Here is a 15,730-nt window from a genome sequence, read left to right on the forward strand (position 1 = left end):
CCGTACCGCCCGGCCCGCTCACCGCCCGGCCCGCTCGATCGCGGCAGCCGGGTACGGCGTCCGCCGGGTCCCATGGACCAACCGGCGCTGGAACCCGTCCACGACGACGGCCCTCGGGGCATGCCGGTCGATGACCGAGGCGACCTCCGGCGCCACCCCCTCGGGCCGGTCGCCCGTGAGCCAGCGGCGCAGGAACTCCTCGTGCTCCAGCCCGCCGCGCAGCCCGGCGGGGAGATGGTGACGGAGCAGATGGTTCGCCAGGTAGTCGCTGTCGTACGCGCGGTGCGTGGCCAGGAACGCGGACTCGGCGGGGGAGAGTTCGAACTCCGCACTCAGCGCGAGGCCGAAATCCGCGAAGCGGACCGAACGGCCGTCGGTCAGGACGTTGTCGAAGTGCGCGTCGAAGTGGACGAGCCCCCGGGAGCGCATGAAGGCGGCCGTACGCATCACGGCTTCCTCCGCCCAGGCGTACCGGGCCCCGTACCCGTCGCCCGGCCTTCCCTCCCGGTGATCGGCGAGCCAGGCGGCGAGCGTCTGCGGCAGATGCTCCAGGAAGACGACGACGGAGGCGGTGGACCGGCCGATGGCCTCCAGCCGGGCGCGTACGGCCGACGACCCCTCCCAGTGCGCGACCGCCCCGTCGATGCCTCCGAACTCGTCGGCGAACCCGCTCGGCGGCGTGTCCGGGAGCACCCGCCAGTGGTACATCAGCGGGAAGTCCGCGCAGACGCCGTCGAGCACCCACCCGGTGGTCAGGGCGTGCACGGCCAACTCGCGCCAGGCACCGAACCCCGACGATCCCACCCCGTACTGGTAGAACGCGGGCAGCCCGAAGAGGTTCGCCGTGGACCGCACGTTCCCCGGTATCGACTCGATGTCCGTCAGCGGGATCCGCTTGACGAAGACCGGCGTGCCGTCGACCTCGAAGCCGGCGGTCCTGCCCCCGACACCGGACCCGAGCGTCGTCGCCGAGGCCACGACGTCACGGAGCCGACGGTCGCTCAGCAGCGACAACCGGGCGGACACCGCCCCGAAAGCGGCCGGCCGTACGGAGTGCGGCGCACCGGGACGGTCCATGAACGGCTCCTCACCGCCCGCGCCGGGAACCGGCCCCGACGTACCGGCGGCCGCGCGAACGCGATCGATCCTACGGACCGAGACCGGCACCGGCACCGGCACCGGTCACCGGGCTCGGAAAACGCCTTGCGGGCCCCCGCTCCCGCGCCTACGGTGCTGCGCATGGGTTCTCTGTGACAGTCCCCGCGCGACCGCGTCGAGTCCGACTCCGCCGCCGCGCGTTCTCCTCCGCGCCGCCTCTCCTTCCGTGATCCCCGCGCCCTGCCCGGCAGGGCGCGCGGGGCTTCCTCGGCGTGCGCGGACGCGTCCCACCGACCATGCCGATCGGCCCGGCCGAGAACAGGGGGGCTTTCCCATGCCCGTCGCACAACTCGCACTCCACGACGTCACCCGCCGCTACGACGACCACATCGTGCTGGACCGGGTGTCCTTCACCATCGGCCCCGGCGAGAAGGTCGGCGTCATCGGCGAGAACGGAGCGGGAAAATCCACCCTGCTCCGGCTCATCGCCGGACGGGACCGGCCCGACAACGGCGAGCTGACCGTGACCGCGCCCGGCGGCTCGGCCTATCTCGCCCAGGCGCCGCAGCTGCCGTCCGGGGCCCGTGTCCAGGACGTGGTGGACGCGGCCCTGGCCGATCTGCACGACCTGGAGGCGCGGATCCGGCAGGCCGAGACCGGGCTGGAGGGACTGTCCGGGGCCCGGCTCACCACCGCACTGGACGACTACGCCCGGCTGCTCGCCCACCACGAGGCGCGCGGCGGCCACGGAGCCGACGCCCGGGTGGACGTCGCGCTCCACGAACTCGGTCTCCCCGGGCTGGCCCGGGACAGGACGCTCGGCACCCTCTCCGGCGGGGAGAGGTCCCGGCTCGCGCTGGCCACCACGCTCGCGTCCCGGCCGGAGCTGCTGCTGCTGGACGAACCGACCAACGACCTCGACGAACGGGCGCTGGGCCGCCTGGAGGACCGACTGCGGGCACACCGGGGCACCGTCGTCGCGGTCACCCACGACCGGGTGTTCCTGGAACGGGTCGCCACCACGATCCTGGAGGTCGACGAAGGGAAGGTGACGCGCTACGGCGACGGTTACGACGGCTACCGCGCGGCCAAGGCCGCCGAACGGCGCCGCCGCCTGCAGGCGTACGCCGACTGGCGCGCGGAGCTGGACCGCAACCGGGAACTGGCGGCCTCGAACGCGGGACGGCTGGCGGCGGTCCCGCGCAAACTGCCCCTCGCGGTGTTCGGCCACGGCGGATTCCGGACCCGGGGCCGCGGCCACGGGGCCATGGTCCGCATCCGCAACGCGAAGGAACGCGTCGAGCGGCTGACCGGGCGGCCCGTCGCCCCACCGCCCGAACCCCTGGTGTTCACCGGCCGGTTGACCACCGCCGCCGTCGAGGGGATGGAACAGCCCGTGGCGGAGCTCGACGGCATCCGGGTCGGGAACCGGCTGCACCTGCCGTCGCTCCGGATCGGCGGCACGGACCGCCTGCTGGTCACCGGCCCCAACGGCGCGGGCAAGACCACGCTGATGCGGGTCCTGGCAGGCGAGACGACACCCGACGAGGGGACGGTGCAAACACGCGGCCGGGTCGGTCATCTGAGACAGGAAGGGACGAACTGGCCACTGGGTCTGACGGTGCCCCAAGCGTTCGCCCGGGGGCGCGCGGGCGACCAGGACGAGCAGACCGAACGGCTGCTGGCACTCGGCCTGTTCGCCCCGGCCGATCTGCGGCTGAGGGTGGGCGAGCTGTCGTACGGGCAGCGCCGTCGGCTCGAACTGGCGCGGCTGGTCGGCGATCCGGCCGATCTGCTCCTCCTGGACGAGCCGACCAACCACCTCTCCCCGGCCCTGGTCGAGGAGTTGGAAGGGGCCCTGGCCGAGTTCCCGGGCGCCGTCGTCGTCGTCACTCACGACCGCCGGATGCGCGGCCGGTTCTCCGGCGGGCACCTTGAACTGGACGCCGGCCGTGCCGTCCGGCCGGCCGGTGAGAAGGGCACGGGCTGAGCGAGGGCCGGTCCCCACGCCCCACCGGGGCACGGGGGCCGGCCCGCGGCCTCAGTCGGATTCGGTGACGGCCCGGTCGATCGCGGCCTGGACCGCGGCGACCACGGTCTTCGAGTCGGCGCCGGTGCCGAGCTGACCGGCGAGGGCGGTGATCGCGGCCGTCTGGGCGGCCAGCCGCTTGTCCATGGACCGGATGCGGGCCTGCATGTCCTTCAGGATGGACTGCGGCTGCCACGTCGGGTTCGTCGCGTGGTCCGCCGCGTCGGCCGGCCCGCCGATCGCGTCGGTCTTCCACACGGCGTCGAAGATGTCGCGCTTGGTGATTCCGGCCATGGGGTCCTCCTCGGGGTCGGAGCCGTTCCAGCTCGCGGGGTGCTTGAGCCGCTCCGCCACGTCGGCACGGAGCTTGGCCATGGTGAAACCGCGGGGGTCGACCTTGTCGTTCGACCACTCCAGGTGTCCGATCACGGACTTGGCGGACCACTTGTGCGCCCGGCACAGGGCGGCCTGGACGCGGACGATCGCGTCGTACTGGACGGCGGGCCAGGGGTCCTTGCCGTCGCCGAGGTTCTCGCATTCCCAGCCGTAGAACCGGGCGTTGCCGTCGACCCCGTTCGCGTTGCCCTTCGTGGGCGGGGTGGGACGGGTGCCGTACGACTCCGCTATCACCTGGTTCAGGACCTTGGGGTCGCCGCCGCCGGCGTGGTTGGTGCGGCCCCAGCCGACCAGGTGCACCTGGCCGTTCTTCGCGATCATCCCGTGGCACAGCGGACCGGGCAGGTCCGGGTAGCCGTCGCGGACGATCCGGACCGTGTTCGCGGTGCCCTTGGTCACCGTGTGATGGACGACCGACCCGTTGACCGGCCCCCACGGGCCCTTCGCATTGCGGTTGTGGGTACGCCAGTTCCCGACCTCGACCACGCGCACGCCCTCGGCGCGCAGCGCCTTGAGGACGGCAGCGGCGGACAGAGGAGTTGCCATTCGTCTTCCTTTCAGCCCGAGGTGTACGAGCGGTGCCGTCGATCGACTCGACCGTCTCCACCCGGAGGAACGCACCACGCCGGTCGCCCCTGCTCGCGCGGAGCTGAACCGGCCCATGGCGACGTGTGGTTCATACGAGTTCCATACCCCCGCGTCCACCGCAGGACTCGACCGGGAGGCCCGCAGTATGGACGGCCGTCGCCATCCACCCACCGGACACGGCCGGTTCACCGGTCCCGGACGCGCGAGCACCGACCGGATCCGGCGGAACGTACGCTACCCAGCGCCCTGCCCGAGCGGGAGGGAAACCGCTTCCCCACCACCGGTACGAGTGGCCGAGGCCGGGGGCTCCACGGAAAACCGGAGGCAGCGGGCGTGCGGCCCCGCCTATCGTGTACCGCTGCCGTCCGTACCCGGGCGGGCCCGACAGAGAGGCGGCGGAGTGCCGGACACGTACAGGATCATGCTGGACGCCGAACTGGCCAAGGCGTTCGACGTGTGGTCCGGGTACCTGGGCGCGGAGACCGGGGAGGACCCCGTCGTCCGCGAACGGCTGCGCTCCGCGCTGGAGTCGGCCCGTGCGGCGGCGGCGGACGGCGACCGCGCGTTCGCCCGGTCCAGGGTGGCGGACATGTACGAGGAGGCCGAGGAGGCCCGCCTCCGCTGGGCGCCCACCGCGCCGAGGCCCCGCGAGGCGGACGGGCAGGCGCGTGACTACGCCAAGGACCGGCTGCGCGGGACCATGTCCGTGCACCGGCGCGAACGTCTCGGCACCCTCGTGATCCTCCTGAGCGTCGCCGCCCGCCGCCTCCTGGCCCTCCCCGGCCTCGACCCCGCCGTCCGCGAGGACATCGGCTACATCACCGCCCGCGCCTCCATGGCCCTCGACCTGAACCACCCGGTGGCGGCGGAGCGCGAGCTGGAACGGCTGAGGGCCGTCGAACGGCGCTGCGGCCTGCGGGACTGAGCGTCGCACGGAACCGGAAGAGCTGGGAGAATCCCCGTATGCCCCTCACTGAGATATCGCCCGGGATCTCCCTCGCCCATGAGACGTTCGGTGATCCGTCCGATCCGCCGGTCCTGCTCGTGGCGGGGCTCGGCGCACAGATGATCACCTGGCACGAGGACTTCTGCCGCGCGCTCGCGGAGCGCGGGCGCCGGGTGATCCGTTACGACAACCGGGACTGCGGACTGTCCACCCGGTTCGACGACCGCCCCGTCGACATGGCCCGGTTCGTCGGGACGGTGAGCGCCGGGGACATCCCGGCGGCCCTCGCGATGGCGCCCTACTCCGCCCAGGAGATGGCCGACGACGGCTTCGGCCTGCTCACCGCCCTCGGCATCGAGCGGGCCCATGTGGTCGGCTCGTCGATGGGCGGGCTGCTCGCCCAGCTGATGGCCGTCGCCAGGCCGGAGCGCGTCCTGACACTGACGTCGATGATGTCCACGACGGGCGAGCCCGAGTACGGCCGCTCCAGCCCCGAGGCCCAGGCGGCGCTCCTCGCCCCGAAGCCCTCGGACCGCGAGGGGTACGTCGCGGCGTCCGAGCGGGACCTGCTGTGGGCCTCCAAGCGCTACGGCGACCCGGAGGCCCTGCGCGACCTGGCCGCCCGGAGCTACGACCGCGGCCACTACCCGGCGGGAACGGCCCGGCAGCTCGCCGCCATGACGCTCAGCGGCCCGCGCACCGACGCGCTGCGCGCACTCCGGGTGCCGACGCTGGTCATCCACGGCCTGGACGACACCCTGGTCCACCCCAGCGGCGGGGAGCGTACGGCCGAACTGGTGCCGGGAGCGGAGCTCCTGCTCCTCCCCGACATGGGGCACGACCGGCCGCGTCCGCTCTGGCCCCGGATCATCGACGCCCTGGAAGCGCACACCCGTCCGCGCGACTGAACGCGGACGGCGCCCCTTCCGCTCGCGGTGAGCGGAAGGGGCGCCGTCAGGACGAGCGCCCTCAGACGAGTTCGGGCTGCGGCTGTGCCGACCGGACCGGTACGTCCTTCGGATCCCACCGCCTCGTGGTCCGCACATAGCAGTAGATGACCGAGATCATGGCGAGGACGAGCAGCGGCCCGAACAGCCAGGGGGTGCCGGCCATCACCGTGGGCAGGTAGCGGTACGCCACCAGCAGCGCGGCGAAGACGGCCGTGCCGTAGCCGACGAGCAGGGTCCCCGACCGGTCCCAGCCGCGTTCGAGCGAGCGGAGCCCCGCCTCGATGGTGAGCGTGAACACGACTCCGGCGATGATGTCGGCACCGTAGTGGTAGCCGAAGCCCAGCGTGGCGCCGAGCGTGGCGATCAGCCAGAACGTCCCCGCGTACCGCAGGAACCGGGGGCCCCTGCGGGAGTGGATGAAGATCGCGGTGGCCCATGCGGTGTGCAGGCTGGGCATGCAGTTGCGCGGGGTGATCCCGTCGAACGGCATGTGCTGCGGGGCGTCGAGCGGCGGCGGGGTGTTCGGCCAGAGGTCGGCCAGCGCCCAGTGCCCGCCGTCCGCGCCGTAGGCGAAGATCGGTCCGACCACCGGGAAGATCATGTAGATGCCGGGCCCGAGCAGTCCTATGACCAGGAAGGTGCGGACCAGGTGGTGGCTCGGGAAGCGGCGCTCGACCGCCACGCGCCGCAACTGGTACGCGGCGACCGCGACCGCAGCCACCGGGAGCTGGGTGTAGACGGCGTCGAGGAAGTGGGCGCCGACCGGCCCCGTGGCCGTGACGAGCCGGCCCACCAGCCACGACGGATTGCCCAGTGCGTGGTCCGCGACGGCGACGTACTGGTCGAGCACCTCGTAGCGGGTCTTCGACGTGATGAGCAGCCAGGTGTCTCCGGTCTTCCGGCCCGCCACCAGCAGCAGCCCCAGCCCGACGCCCTTCAGCAGCAGCATCCGCTCCGCGCCCGTGCGCCGGGTGAAGGCGATGACCACACAGCCGATGATCACCCACAGCGCGCCGTTGCCGAAGGGGTGGCCCCCGTTCAGGCCGATGCCGGCCACCCACCGCACCAGGAGGAAGACGAGGTCGATGCCGACCGCGGCGCAGAGGGCGATGAGCCGCTGGCGCCAGGTGAGGACCAGCATCGTCAGTGCCATGCTGGCGTACAGCAGGAAGCCCGACTTGGGGGCGACCACGACCTCCTGCGCCTGGGTGACGATCGGGCCCGGCAGACCGTAGTGCCGCGCGGCGATCTCCAGCGCGACGAGGAATCCGAGGGTCACCACGGCCGCTGCGGTCCACAGCATTGCCCGGGGCCGACGCCATGCGGTGATCAGAGCTCTGAAGTTATTACGCGAAAAAAACCGCGATGCTATAGATATCAAGTGTTTGGCCGATTTGTTCGGTTCTGGCTGGACAGGGCACTTTTCAATCCGTTTGGCATGGTTTTCCAGGGAAGGGCAGGCGTCGGGGGCGCTCGTCATGAGCCCGAACATGCTATCGGAGCGCGTTCACGAGCCCGCTGGTCAGGCGGTACGGGGTGACCGGCCGGCCGCCCCGTACGTCAGCTGACGGGGTGTTCGGTCCGGGGGGAGTGCGCGGAGTCCAGCTGCTTCAGCCGGTGCCGCAGGGCTTCGACCGCTCCGGGACGCCGGCCGGGCACCCGCTGGCGCAGGGCCACCAGTGCCGGACCGAGCTCCAGGGCCCGCCGCGGATCGCCGATCTCCTGCCACTGGTGGTGGGCCCGGTCCACGGCACCCTCCACGGCGGGGTCGTCCGGCGGCTGACGGCGGGCGAGGCGGGCGTCGGCGGCGGCCGTCCACAGCTCGCAGCTCCGGGCCGGGTCACCGGCCAGACGGGCGAGGTCGGCCCGCACCTCCAGCCAGTGGACGGCCTCGGCGGAGGCGGCGCCGTGGGTGCGCAGCGCCCACCCCTCCCACAGGGCGGCCATCGACGCGGCCTCGCCGTGCCGCCCGGCATGGGCGGCCGCGAGGATCGCGGGGAGCGGATCGCTCCCGGCGGCGGGCGGGAGGTCCGCGAAGCCCTGGGCGGAGACGGTCGGCCCGCTGGGGGCCGAGGGAGAAGGCGGCGGGGCGGGGTGCGACGCGGTGTCCGGGGCGATGAACAGGGCGCTGTCGGCGCCGAGCTGGGCGACGGTCTGCGCGTGCAGCCGGGCGAGCGGTGGATTGAGGCCGCTGCGCCACACGGCGGCGAGTGCCTTCAGATAGGACGGCTCCGCCGGACGGCGGCGGGCCGACGGCGGAACGATCCGCCCGTACAGCCGGGTCCCGTGGCCGAGGCCGAGCCCCTCGGCGTGGAGCTTCGGCCAGGCGTCCGGGGCGGCGGCCAGGTCGACCACGACGGTGGTGGTCCCAGGGCGCCGCGTCGCGAGCTCGGCGGCCAGCCAGTGCCAGGGCAGCGAGGTGTAGCGCAGGGTGGCGGGCGTGGTCCGGGCGAGCGCGAGGTGGATCAGCCGCTGGCGGTGGTCGAGGTGGAGCTGGCCCGCGAGGTAGAGGGTGAGCGGGCCGGGCTCGGTGGCCGCGGCGCGGATGCGGGTGAGCACCGTCTGCGGGTCGGCCGGATCGGCGAGCTCGACGACCGTGGCCGTGGCGGAGCGGGTCAGGATGCCGGGTGCCACCGCGGCCAGCGGGGACAGCGCGCCGGTCGCGTCGATGAGGCAGCCCTTGCCGGCCGGGGCTGCCGCGATCAGCAGCGCGGTCCCGGATGTCATGTCCTCCCCGTCGATTACCACAGCAGCACCGTAGCCGCTGCCCGGGACCTGGGGGTAACGGGCGCCCAACTCCACTCCGATGACTGGGTAGTACGTTCGTGCGACCGCCTCGCGCGGCGGGGCGGCCCCCCCTGTCGGCCGTCCGGCCGGGGGAGATGTGGATGACGCGTACAACGTACCTCGTTCCCCGGTGAGTTGACGCATCGCGGTGACCTCTGCGGCGACCCGGTGACACCCCTCGGGGGTGGCGTCAGTGCCACCCCGGCCAGGGCCCCAGACCTCCTGACCGGCCGGCGGCCGCGCAGCAGACTCGGTCCGGAACCGGCGGGAACCCGCCGGGGCACGGACGCACGGACGGAGAGAAACGATGACCGGTCACACCCGCCGAAGGGTTCTCGGGGGAGCGGCACTCGCGGCGGTCGGCAGCGTCGTCGGGGGCTACGGGCCCGGCCACTACGGCACCGCGGCGCAGGCGGCCACCCGGGACGGCGCGGACCGGGGCGGCGTGTCGTTCCCGTTCCTGGAGGGGGCCTTCGCCCCCGTCACCGAGGAGCTCACCGCGTTCGGTCTCCCGGTGACCGGCCGGGTGCCGCGCGATCTGGACGGCCGCTACCTGCGCACCGGCCCCAACCCGCTGGGCCTGGAGGACCCGAGGGCCCACCACTGGATGATCGGTGACGGCATGGTGCACGGCGTGCGGCTGCGCGACGGCCGCGCCGAGTGGTACCGCAACCGGTGGGTCCGCTCCTCGCAGGTGGCCGCCAAGCTGGGCGAGACGTACCCGGGCACGGTCCCGCCGGACGACTTCGCGTGCAACACCCACGTCATCCCGTACAAGGGGCGCATCCTGGCGCTCCAGGAGAGCGGACCGCTGCCGTACGAACTGGACGGCGAGCTGAACACCGTCCGGCCCCACGACTTCCGCGCCACGCTGGAGGGGGCGTTCACCGCGCACACCAAGTACGACGCGGTGGCCGACGAGCTGCACGCGGTGGCGTACTACCCGACCTGGGACCATGTGCGGCACATCGTGGTCGACCACACCGGGCGGGTGGCCCGGACCAGCCGGATCCCGGTGGCGGACGCGCCGATGATGCACGACTTCGCCCTCACCGGGAAGTACGTGGTGATCGTCGACCTGCCGGTCACCTTCGACCCGGCGGCCGCCCGGGCGGGCGCGGCCGTCCCGTACTCCTGGAACGCGAAGCACCCGATGCGGGTCGGGGTGATGAAGCGGACCGGGGGAGCCGTCCGCTGGTTCGAGACCGACCCGGTCTTCTTCTCGCACACGCTCAACGCCTACGACCAGGGCGACACCATCGTCATGGAACTCACCACCATGCCCGCGCCGTTCCACGTCGCGGGCACCGAGGGCGGCCCCTCCGGCACCGGCACCCCGGCCCTCGACCGCTGGACCATCGACCTGCGCGCCGGGCGGGTCCGCACCACCCGGATCGACGACCTGCCGCAGGAGTTCCCCCGCATCGACGAGTCGCTGGTGTCCCGGCGGCACCGGTACGCCTACACGGCGTGCGCGGCGGAGATGTGGCGCGCCTACGGGACGGTCGACGGGGTGCCGCCGGACGAGACGTTCACCAACTGCCTGGTCAAGCACGACATGCTGCGCGGCAGCCGCCAGGTGCACCGCTTCCCCCGGGGCGCGGCGGCCTCGGAGCCGGTCTTCGTGCCGCGCCGCGGGGCACGGCACGAGGACGACGGCTACCTCTTGTCGTACGTGCACGATCCGGACCGGGGCGCGAGCGATCTGGTGATCCTCTCGGCGGAGGACTTCACCGGCCGCCCGCTGGCCCGTGTCCACCTCCCGGGACGGGTGCCGCTCGGCTTCCACGGGAGCTGGGTGCCGGACGCGTGAGCGGCACCCGCTCCCGCCCGGGTCAGCGGTAGTCCTCCGCCGGGGCCTCCTTCCCGCCGTACACCGTGTCCTCGATGAACGCCCAGGCGTCCGGCCGGCTGCCGTCCGCGTCCCGGACGTCGTAGACCCGGCCCAGTTCGCCGCTGGACGTGGACTTCCCGTTCCAGCGGGCGGCCCGGTCCGGGTCGGCGGCGAGCGCCGCGACGCCCCGGGCGAGGAAGAGCGGGGACTCGGCGATCGCGAAGGTCGGCTCCTGGGCGATGGCGTCGCGCCAGTTCTCCTCCGTGACCCCGAAGTGGGTGAGCATCTGCTCCGAGCGGAGGAAACCCGGGCTGACGGCGACGGCGGTGCCGCCGTACTCCGCCAGCTCCTCGCCCAGGCCGTAGGCGATCCGGATGGGGGCGTTCTTCGCGAGGTCGTAGTAGAGGTTCTCGCGGTACCGGCGGTTGGAGGCCGCCGTGCCGTCGGTGACCTCCACGTGCAGGGGCGCGTCGGAGCGGATCAGGAGGGGGAGGGCGAGCGCCGCGGTGATCATGTGCGAGCGCACTCCCAGCTCCAGGATGCGCAGCCCGTCCGCCAGCGGCGTCTCCCAGCTCTTCTTGCCGAAGACGGAGCGGATGAGCAGGTGGTCGCCGCCCCAGAGGTCGTTGACCAGGATGTCGAGCCGGCCCTGTTCACGGTCGATCCGATCGACCAGGGCGCGTACCCGCTCCTCGTCCAGATGGTCGGTGGGGACGGCGATGCCGGTGCCGCCGGCCGCGGTGACCAGCTCGGCGGTCTCCTCGATGGTCTCCGTGCTCCGGCCGACCTCGCTGACCCGGGCGCGGGTGGTGCGGCCGGTCACGTAGACGGTGGCGCCGGAGCGTCCCAGTTCGACGGCGAGGGCGCGGCCGGCGCCCCGGGTGGCTCCGGCGACGAGTGCGATCCGGCCGGTGAGCGGGGCGTCCGGGTGGGTGTGCGGGGTGTTTCGGGCGGTGTTCGGGACGTGCGTTTCCTCGTTCATGGCATCACCGTGCACGGGAAACCAGACAGATCCTGTCTCCTTTTCCGGCGCGTTCTTCCACGATTTCCTCCACGGGCTCCACGCCCGGGTCGACCGCGGCGTCTCCCCGCGCCGGACCCTGGTCCACCTGAGCGAGGAGTACGCGCGCCACAACGGCCATTCCGGCCTCGTCCGGGAACGGATCGGTGGAGCCGCCGGAGGCTGACCTCGGCCGTTCCGCATCCCCCGTAAATCTCCGCCAAAGGCCCTTGCCGTGAAGGGAGTTGCCCCCGGTAGGCTCCCGGGTCGAATGGGAGGGGTGGGGCATGGCGAGCCTGAGGGTACGGCGCGGAGGCGGCACGGGCCCGAGGAGGCGGGGCGGACCGTGATCGCTCTGCTGCTGGCCCTGGGCAGCTCCCTGGTCTACGGCTGCGCCGACTTCCTGGGCGGGCTGGGCGCCCGCAAGGCCCATGTGCTGCGCACCGTCGTGATCGCGGCCCCGGCCTCGCTGGCGGTGGAGCTGACCCTGTGGCCGGTGCTCGGGGCCGCGTTCAGCCCCGGTGCGCTCGGCTGGGGTGTCGCGTCGGGGGTCGCCTCGGCGGGTGCGTTCGCGCTGCTCTACCACACCCTGGCGATCGGCCCGATGAGCGTGCTCTCGCCGGTCACGGCGGTGATCTCCGCCATGCTTCCGGTCGGGGTGGGCCTGGTGCAGGGCGAACACCTCGGGGCGGCCGGGCTGGTGGGCCTGCCGCTGGCGCTGGCCGCGGTGGTGATGGTGAGTGCCGGGCACGGGGCCGGGGTGGCGCGGCCCTCGCGCCGGGCACTGCTGCTGGCCCTCGGCGCCGGTTCCGCCATCGCCGTCCAGCTCATCTGCCTCAACCAGGCGCCCGACGGGAGCGGGGTGGCCCCGCTGATCGTGGGGCGGGCGGTCTCCGCGGCGATCACGCTGAGCGTGGCCTTCGTGATCCGTTCCGGCCTGGGCACCGAGCGGCCCGCCTACGCGGTGTCGGCCGCCGCGGGTGCCCTGGACTCGGTGGCCAACCTGCTGTTCCTGATGGCCGCCCGCGGCGGGGACCTCGCCGTCGTCGCCGTCATCACCGCGCTCTACCCGGCGGGTACGGTGCTGCTCGCCCGCAGCGTGCTCGCCGAGCGGATCCACCGCGGCCAGCTGGTGGGGCTCGGCGCGGCGGCCGTCGCGGTCAGTCTGCTGGCCCTGGCCTGAGGAGCCGGGGGAGAGCCGTGGGCCGCCGCCCGCACCACGGTTCGGTGCGGACGGCGGCCCACGGCGCGGGCCTCAGCGGCGCCCGTAGTACAGCGAGTTGCTCGCGGTGACCGGCAGGTACAGCACGTCGGACCCGTCCGAGTCCTGGCGCACCGCCAGCCGGTCGGCGGTCACGCCCGGCGCGGCGGACTGCGCGACCCAGGCCCCGTCCGCGTTCTGCGTCGCGGCGAAGACCCGGTCGGTGCCGGTGGTGGTCACGTAGTACACCCGCTTGGTGTCCGTGGCGTCCCAGGTGATCCCGATGGCGGCGGCCGTCTGGCCGCCCGCGTACACGGTCTTGCTGACCCAACTGCTGCCGCTCGGGTAGGCGTAGTAGACGCGGAAGTTGGCGCCGCTCTCGGCCGAGCGGTAGCGGTAGGCCACCTTCGGGGTGGAGCCGTCCAGGGTGAGCTTGGCGCTCTGCACCGCCGGGCCGGTGTAGGCGTTGTCGATGCTCCACTCCTCGCCCGCGGTGAGGTCCTGGATCACGTCGGACGTGGCGGGCGTGACCGGTGTGGTGATCGCGGCGCCCCTGCTGTCGGCGAAGGTGCCGGTCGCCGGGTCGTAGCTCATGTACGTGAGCTGGTGGCGGAAGCCGGTCGCCGGGGCCTTCGCCCACTCGAAGAGCAGGTGCACGCGCCCGGTGGCGTCCACCATCAGGTCGTCCGGGTACACCGAGCGGTTCAGCGCGTCGGCGAAGGTGGCGACCACGCTCCACTTCGAGGCGGCGTTGTCCCAGCGGTAGAGCTTCCCGGGCCGCTTGTCGGCGCCGGAGCCGACCCGGGCGGCCAGGTACAGGTCGCCGTTGGGGGCGGTGGTGACGACCGGGTACGTGATGCCCACGCCCTGGTCGGGCAGTTCGGACGCGTGGTCCGTGACGTCGGTGCCCGGGGCCTCGGTGCGGAAGTAGCGCCAGGGGTCGGCGTGCATCGAGGTGAAGACGTGCAGCCGGCCGCTGCCGTCGCGGGCGACGGACGGCTGGTTGTGGCCGTTGTCGTCGGCGAACTCGGCCTGCTGCCCGTTCTTGTCGAGCAGCGGAAGCCGGCTCCAGACCCCGTCCGGGTCGCGCCGGGCGATGGCCGGACGGTGCGTGGCCGCGGTCGCGCCGGGCTCGTTGAACGCGAAGTACGTGTACTGCCCGCGGCCCTTGTACGTGGCGACCGGGGACCACCAGGCGGCCTGGTTCGACGAGTCCATCGCGTACGGGATCTTCTCGATCGCCGTGGCGGCGGCCGTGGTGGCCGCGACGGCCGTGCCGTCCGTGCCGCCGTCGGCCTGGGCGGCCGGGACGAGCGTGAGCAGGGCGGCCAGGGCCGCTGCCGAGGCCGCGTACACGCGTGCCGTGGGACGTCGCAAGGTGAGCTCCTTCGCGGATGCGGGGGTGAGGCGAACGGAGCATCCCACTTGCAGGACTGCTCCGTCGCTGCGCCGGGAGCTTACAACTGATCCCAGATCACGAATAGAGGGTGCACAATGCGAAACTGAAATACGTCTTCAGGAAGTCGAGTGCGAGACGCCGGAGGGCCCGGTACAGGCGAACCGCCTGTACCGGGCCCTCCGGCCGCCGCGCCCCGGATCAGCGCTTGATGAGGTCCGAGACCTCCTCGGCGGCACGCTTCATGGCGTCCTTCGGCTTCGACTTGCCGACCAGGACGGCCTGGACCTGCTTGGCCACGGCCTCCTCGATCTGGGCGTTCTGCGCGAACTGCCAGAACGGGCTGCCGGTCGCCGTCTTGGTGATCTTCTCGGTCCACTCGGTGGAGAACGTGTCCTTGGCGACCTTCGGGTCGGCCAGGCCCGCCGTGGTGGACGGCGGCAGGGCGCGCTCGGCGAAGTACTGGGCGACGGTGGCCTGGTCGGTCGTGGCGTGCAGCGCGAAGTCGGTGGCCGCGTCCTGGCCCTTGCCCTTGACGATCGCGATGACACCGCCCCACAGCAGCGCCTGGGGCGTGTCGCCCGCCTTCAGCACGGGACGCTGCATCGGCTGCATGGCGTCGGCCAGCGTCTTGTCCTTGGACTGGGCCGAGGTCACGCCCTTGCCGATGATGGCGTCGTCGTAGAAGGCGGCCTTGCCCTGCCCGAACAGGGCGCGGGCGTCGAAGCGGTCCACGTCGGCGGCGATCAGCTTCTGGTCGTGGAGCTTCTTGTACCAGGTGACCGCGTCGATCGAGGCGTCGTCGCCGATGGTGACCTTGTCACCGTCGAGCAGCGTGCAGCCGAAGGTCTGCATCCACGGGAAGATGTCCTTCAGCTGGGCGACCTTGGTGGCCGCGGCGTAGGGCACCACACCGCCGCCGAGGCCCTTCAGCTCCCGCAGCGCGTCCTCGAACTCCTCGATGGTGGTCGGGTGCTTCTTGATGCCCGCCTTGGCCAGGAGCTTGGAGTTGGCGATGAGGCCGATCGAGCCGGTGTTCCACGGCAGACCGTACTGCTTGCCGTCGTACTTGCCGCTGTTCAGCGCGACGTCGGTGTAGCCGCCCTTGCCGGCCACCGAACCGAGGTCGACGAGCTTGCCCATCTGCGCCACCGCGGCGAGCCAGGCGATGTCGAGGTGGATCGCACCGGTGGTCTCGCCGCCGCCGAGCTTGAGCGTGAGCTGGCTCAGGTACTCGTTGTACGGGTACGAGACGGCGCGGATCTTGGAGCCCTCGGCCTTCTCCCAGGCCTTGATGATCTTCTCGATGGAGGGCTTGGCGGCCTCCTCGTTGAGCGACCAGGAGGTGAAGTCGAAGTTCTTGGACTTCGTGTCGCCTCCGTTCGAGGAGGAGCTGGGACCGGACGGCGCGCAGGCGCTCAGGGCGCCGACGCCGGCCACGCCGAGCGCGCCGAGACCGAACATACGAAGCGCGCCGCGCCGGCTGAGACCGGAGGTGGTCATGG

At 72.7% G+C, this 15,730-nt stretch carries 13 protein-coding genes; 6 read left to right on the plus strand and 7 right to left on the minus strand.

Features of this window, described 5'->3' with window-relative positions; all coding sequences use genetic code 11:
- Window positions 1-18 precede the first annotated feature (18 nt).
- Window positions 19-1,077: a protein kinase family protein gene (locus ACIQGQ_RS23505; protein WP_402398598.1), complete on the minus strand. Its 1,059-nt coding sequence runs from the start codon at window positions 1,075-1,077 to the stop codon at window positions 19-21.
- A 355-nt stretch (window positions 1,078-1,432) separates the two neighbouring features.
- Between ACIQGQ_RS23505 and ACIQGQ_RS23510 the strand changes: the two genes are divergently transcribed.
- The gene (locus tag ACIQGQ_RS23510) at window positions 1,433-3,088 is read left to right on the plus strand and encodes a TlrC/CarA/OleB/SrmB family ABC-F type ribosomal protection protein (RefSeq protein ID WP_402398599.1); all 1,656 of its coding nucleotides are present in this window, start codon (window positions 1,433-1,435) and stop codon (window positions 3,086-3,088) included.
- A gap of 51 nt (window positions 3,089-3,139) precedes the next feature.
- On the opposite strand, the gene ACIQGQ_RS23515 is transcribed toward ACIQGQ_RS23510, so the two are convergent.
- The gene (locus tag ACIQGQ_RS23515) at window positions 3,140-4,069 is read right to left on the minus strand and encodes an N-acetylmuramoyl-L-alanine amidase (protein WP_402398600.1); all 930 of its coding nucleotides are present in this window, start codon (window positions 4,067-4,069) and stop codon (window positions 3,140-3,142) included.
- Window positions 4,070-4,511: 442 nt separating this feature from the next.
- Between ACIQGQ_RS23515 and ACIQGQ_RS23520 the strand changes: the two genes are divergently transcribed.
- Both ACIQGQ_RS23520 and ACIQGQ_RS23525 read left to right on the plus strand, forming a co-directional pair.
- A complete protein-coding gene (locus ACIQGQ_RS23520) occupies window positions 4,512-5,036 on the plus strand; it encodes a hypothetical protein (protein ID WP_402398601.1) in 525 nt (174 codons plus the stop codon).
- Window positions 5,037-5,074: 38 nt separating this feature from the next.
- Window positions 5,075-5,965, plus strand: coding sequence for an alpha/beta fold hydrolase (locus ACIQGQ_RS23525; RefSeq protein ID WP_402398602.1), 891 nt, complete (start codon window positions 5,075-5,077; stop codon window positions 5,963-5,965).
- A 61-nt stretch (window positions 5,966-6,026) separates the two neighbouring features.
- Here the strand turns inward: ACIQGQ_RS23525 and ACIQGQ_RS23530 are convergent, their stop codons facing one another.
- Window positions 6,027-7,310, minus strand: coding sequence for a phosphatase PAP2 family protein (locus tag ACIQGQ_RS23530; RefSeq protein WP_402398603.1), 1,284 nt, complete (start codon window positions 7,308-7,310; stop codon window positions 6,027-6,029).
- Window positions 7,311-7,567: 257 nt separating this feature from the next.
- Entirely contained in the window at window positions 7,568-8,734 is a 1,167-nt protein-coding gene (locus ACIQGQ_RS23535) for a hypothetical protein (protein ID WP_402398604.1), read from the minus strand.
- 367 nt (window positions 8,735-9,101) lie between these two features.
- Here ACIQGQ_RS23535 and ACIQGQ_RS23540 point away from each other — a divergent pair, with 367 nt between their 5' ends.
- Window positions 9,102-10,607 carry a carotenoid oxygenase family protein gene (locus ACIQGQ_RS23540; protein ID WP_402398605.1) on the plus strand — a complete coding sequence of 502 codons (1,506 nt, stop codon included), beginning with the start codon at window positions 9,102-9,104 and terminating at the stop codon, window positions 10,605-10,607.
- Between the two features lie 22 nt (window positions 10,608-10,629).
- Here ACIQGQ_RS23540 and ACIQGQ_RS23545 read toward each other — a convergent pair whose 3' ends face one another.
- A complete protein-coding gene (locus tag ACIQGQ_RS23545) occupies window positions 10,630-11,610 on the minus strand; it encodes an SDR family oxidoreductase (protein ID WP_402398606.1) in 981 nt (326 codons plus the stop codon).
- Here ACIQGQ_RS23545 and ACIQGQ_RS23550 point away from each other — a divergent pair.
- Window positions 11,609-11,815, plus strand: coding sequence for a DUF664 domain-containing protein (locus ACIQGQ_RS23550; protein ID WP_402398607.1), 207 nt, complete (start codon window positions 11,609-11,611; stop codon window positions 11,813-11,815). The two genes, ACIQGQ_RS23545 and ACIQGQ_RS23550, sit on opposite strands and share 2 nt — an antisense overlap.
- Window positions 11,816-11,974: 159 nt before the next feature.
- A complete protein-coding gene (locus ACIQGQ_RS23555; protein WP_402398608.1) occupies window positions 11,975-12,811 on the plus strand; it encodes an EamA family transporter in 837 nt (278 codons plus the stop codon).
- Between the two features lie 72 nt (window positions 12,812-12,883).
- Here ACIQGQ_RS23555 and ACIQGQ_RS23560 read toward each other — a convergent pair whose 3' ends face one another.
- The gene (locus ACIQGQ_RS23560) at window positions 12,884-14,206 is read right to left on the minus strand and encodes a BNR-4 repeat-containing protein (RefSeq protein ID WP_402398609.1); all 1,323 of its coding nucleotides are present in this window, start codon (window positions 14,204-14,206) and stop codon (window positions 12,884-12,886) included.
- Window positions 14,207-14,426: 220 nt separating this feature from the next.
- Window positions 14,427-15,728 carry an extracellular solute-binding protein gene (locus ACIQGQ_RS23565; RefSeq protein ID WP_402398610.1) on the minus strand — a complete coding sequence of 434 codons (1,302 nt, stop codon included), beginning with the start codon at window positions 15,726-15,728 and terminating at the stop codon, window positions 14,427-14,429.
- Between the last annotated feature and the right edge of the window lie 2 nt (window positions 15,729-15,730).

Origin of the sequence: Streptomyces sp. NPDC092952, assembly GCF_044754785.1 — a bacterium.
Taxonomy (GTDB): Bacteria; Actinomycetota; Actinomycetes; order Streptomycetales; family Streptomycetaceae; genus Streptomyces.

Bases quoted from the DNA above. Each gene is read 5' to 3' on its own strand.
- ACIQGQ_RS23505 (WP_402398598.1), bottom strand. From the start codon at position 1,077: ATGGACCGTCCCGGTGCGCCGCACTCCGTACGGCCGGCCGCTTTCGGG.
- ACIQGQ_RS23510 (WP_402398599.1), top strand. From the start codon at position 1,433: ATGCCCGTCGCACAACTCGCACTCCACGACGTCACCCGCCGCTACGAC.
- ACIQGQ_RS23515 (WP_402398600.1), bottom strand. From the start codon at position 4,069: ATGGCAACTCCTCTGTCCGCCGCTGCCGTCCTCAAGGCGCTGCGCGCC.
- ACIQGQ_RS23525 (WP_402398602.1), top strand. From the start codon at position 5,075: ATGCCCCTCACTGAGATATCGCCCGGGATCTCCCTCGCCCATGAGACG.
- ACIQGQ_RS23530 (WP_402398603.1), bottom strand. From the start codon at position 7,310: ATGCTGTGGACCGCAGCGGCCGTGGTGACCCTCGGATTCCTCGTCGCG.
- ACIQGQ_RS23535 (WP_402398604.1), bottom strand. From the start codon at position 8,734: ATGACATCCGGGACCGCGCTGCTGATCGCGGCAGCCCCGGCCGGCAAG.
- ACIQGQ_RS23540 (WP_402398605.1), top strand. From the start codon at position 9,102: ATGACCGGTCACACCCGCCGAAGGGTTCTCGGGGGAGCGGCACTCGCG.
- ACIQGQ_RS23550 (WP_402398607.1), top strand. From the start codon at position 11,609: ATGGCATCACCGTGCACGGGAAACCAGACAGATCCTGTCTCCTTTTCC.
- ACIQGQ_RS23545 (WP_402398606.1), bottom strand. From the start codon at position 11,610: ATGAACGAGGAAACGCACGTCCCGAACACCGCCCGAAACACCCCGCAC.
- ACIQGQ_RS23565 (WP_402398610.1), bottom strand. From the start codon at position 15,728: ATGACCACCTCCGGTCTCAGCCGGCGCGGCGCGCTTCGTATGTTCGGT.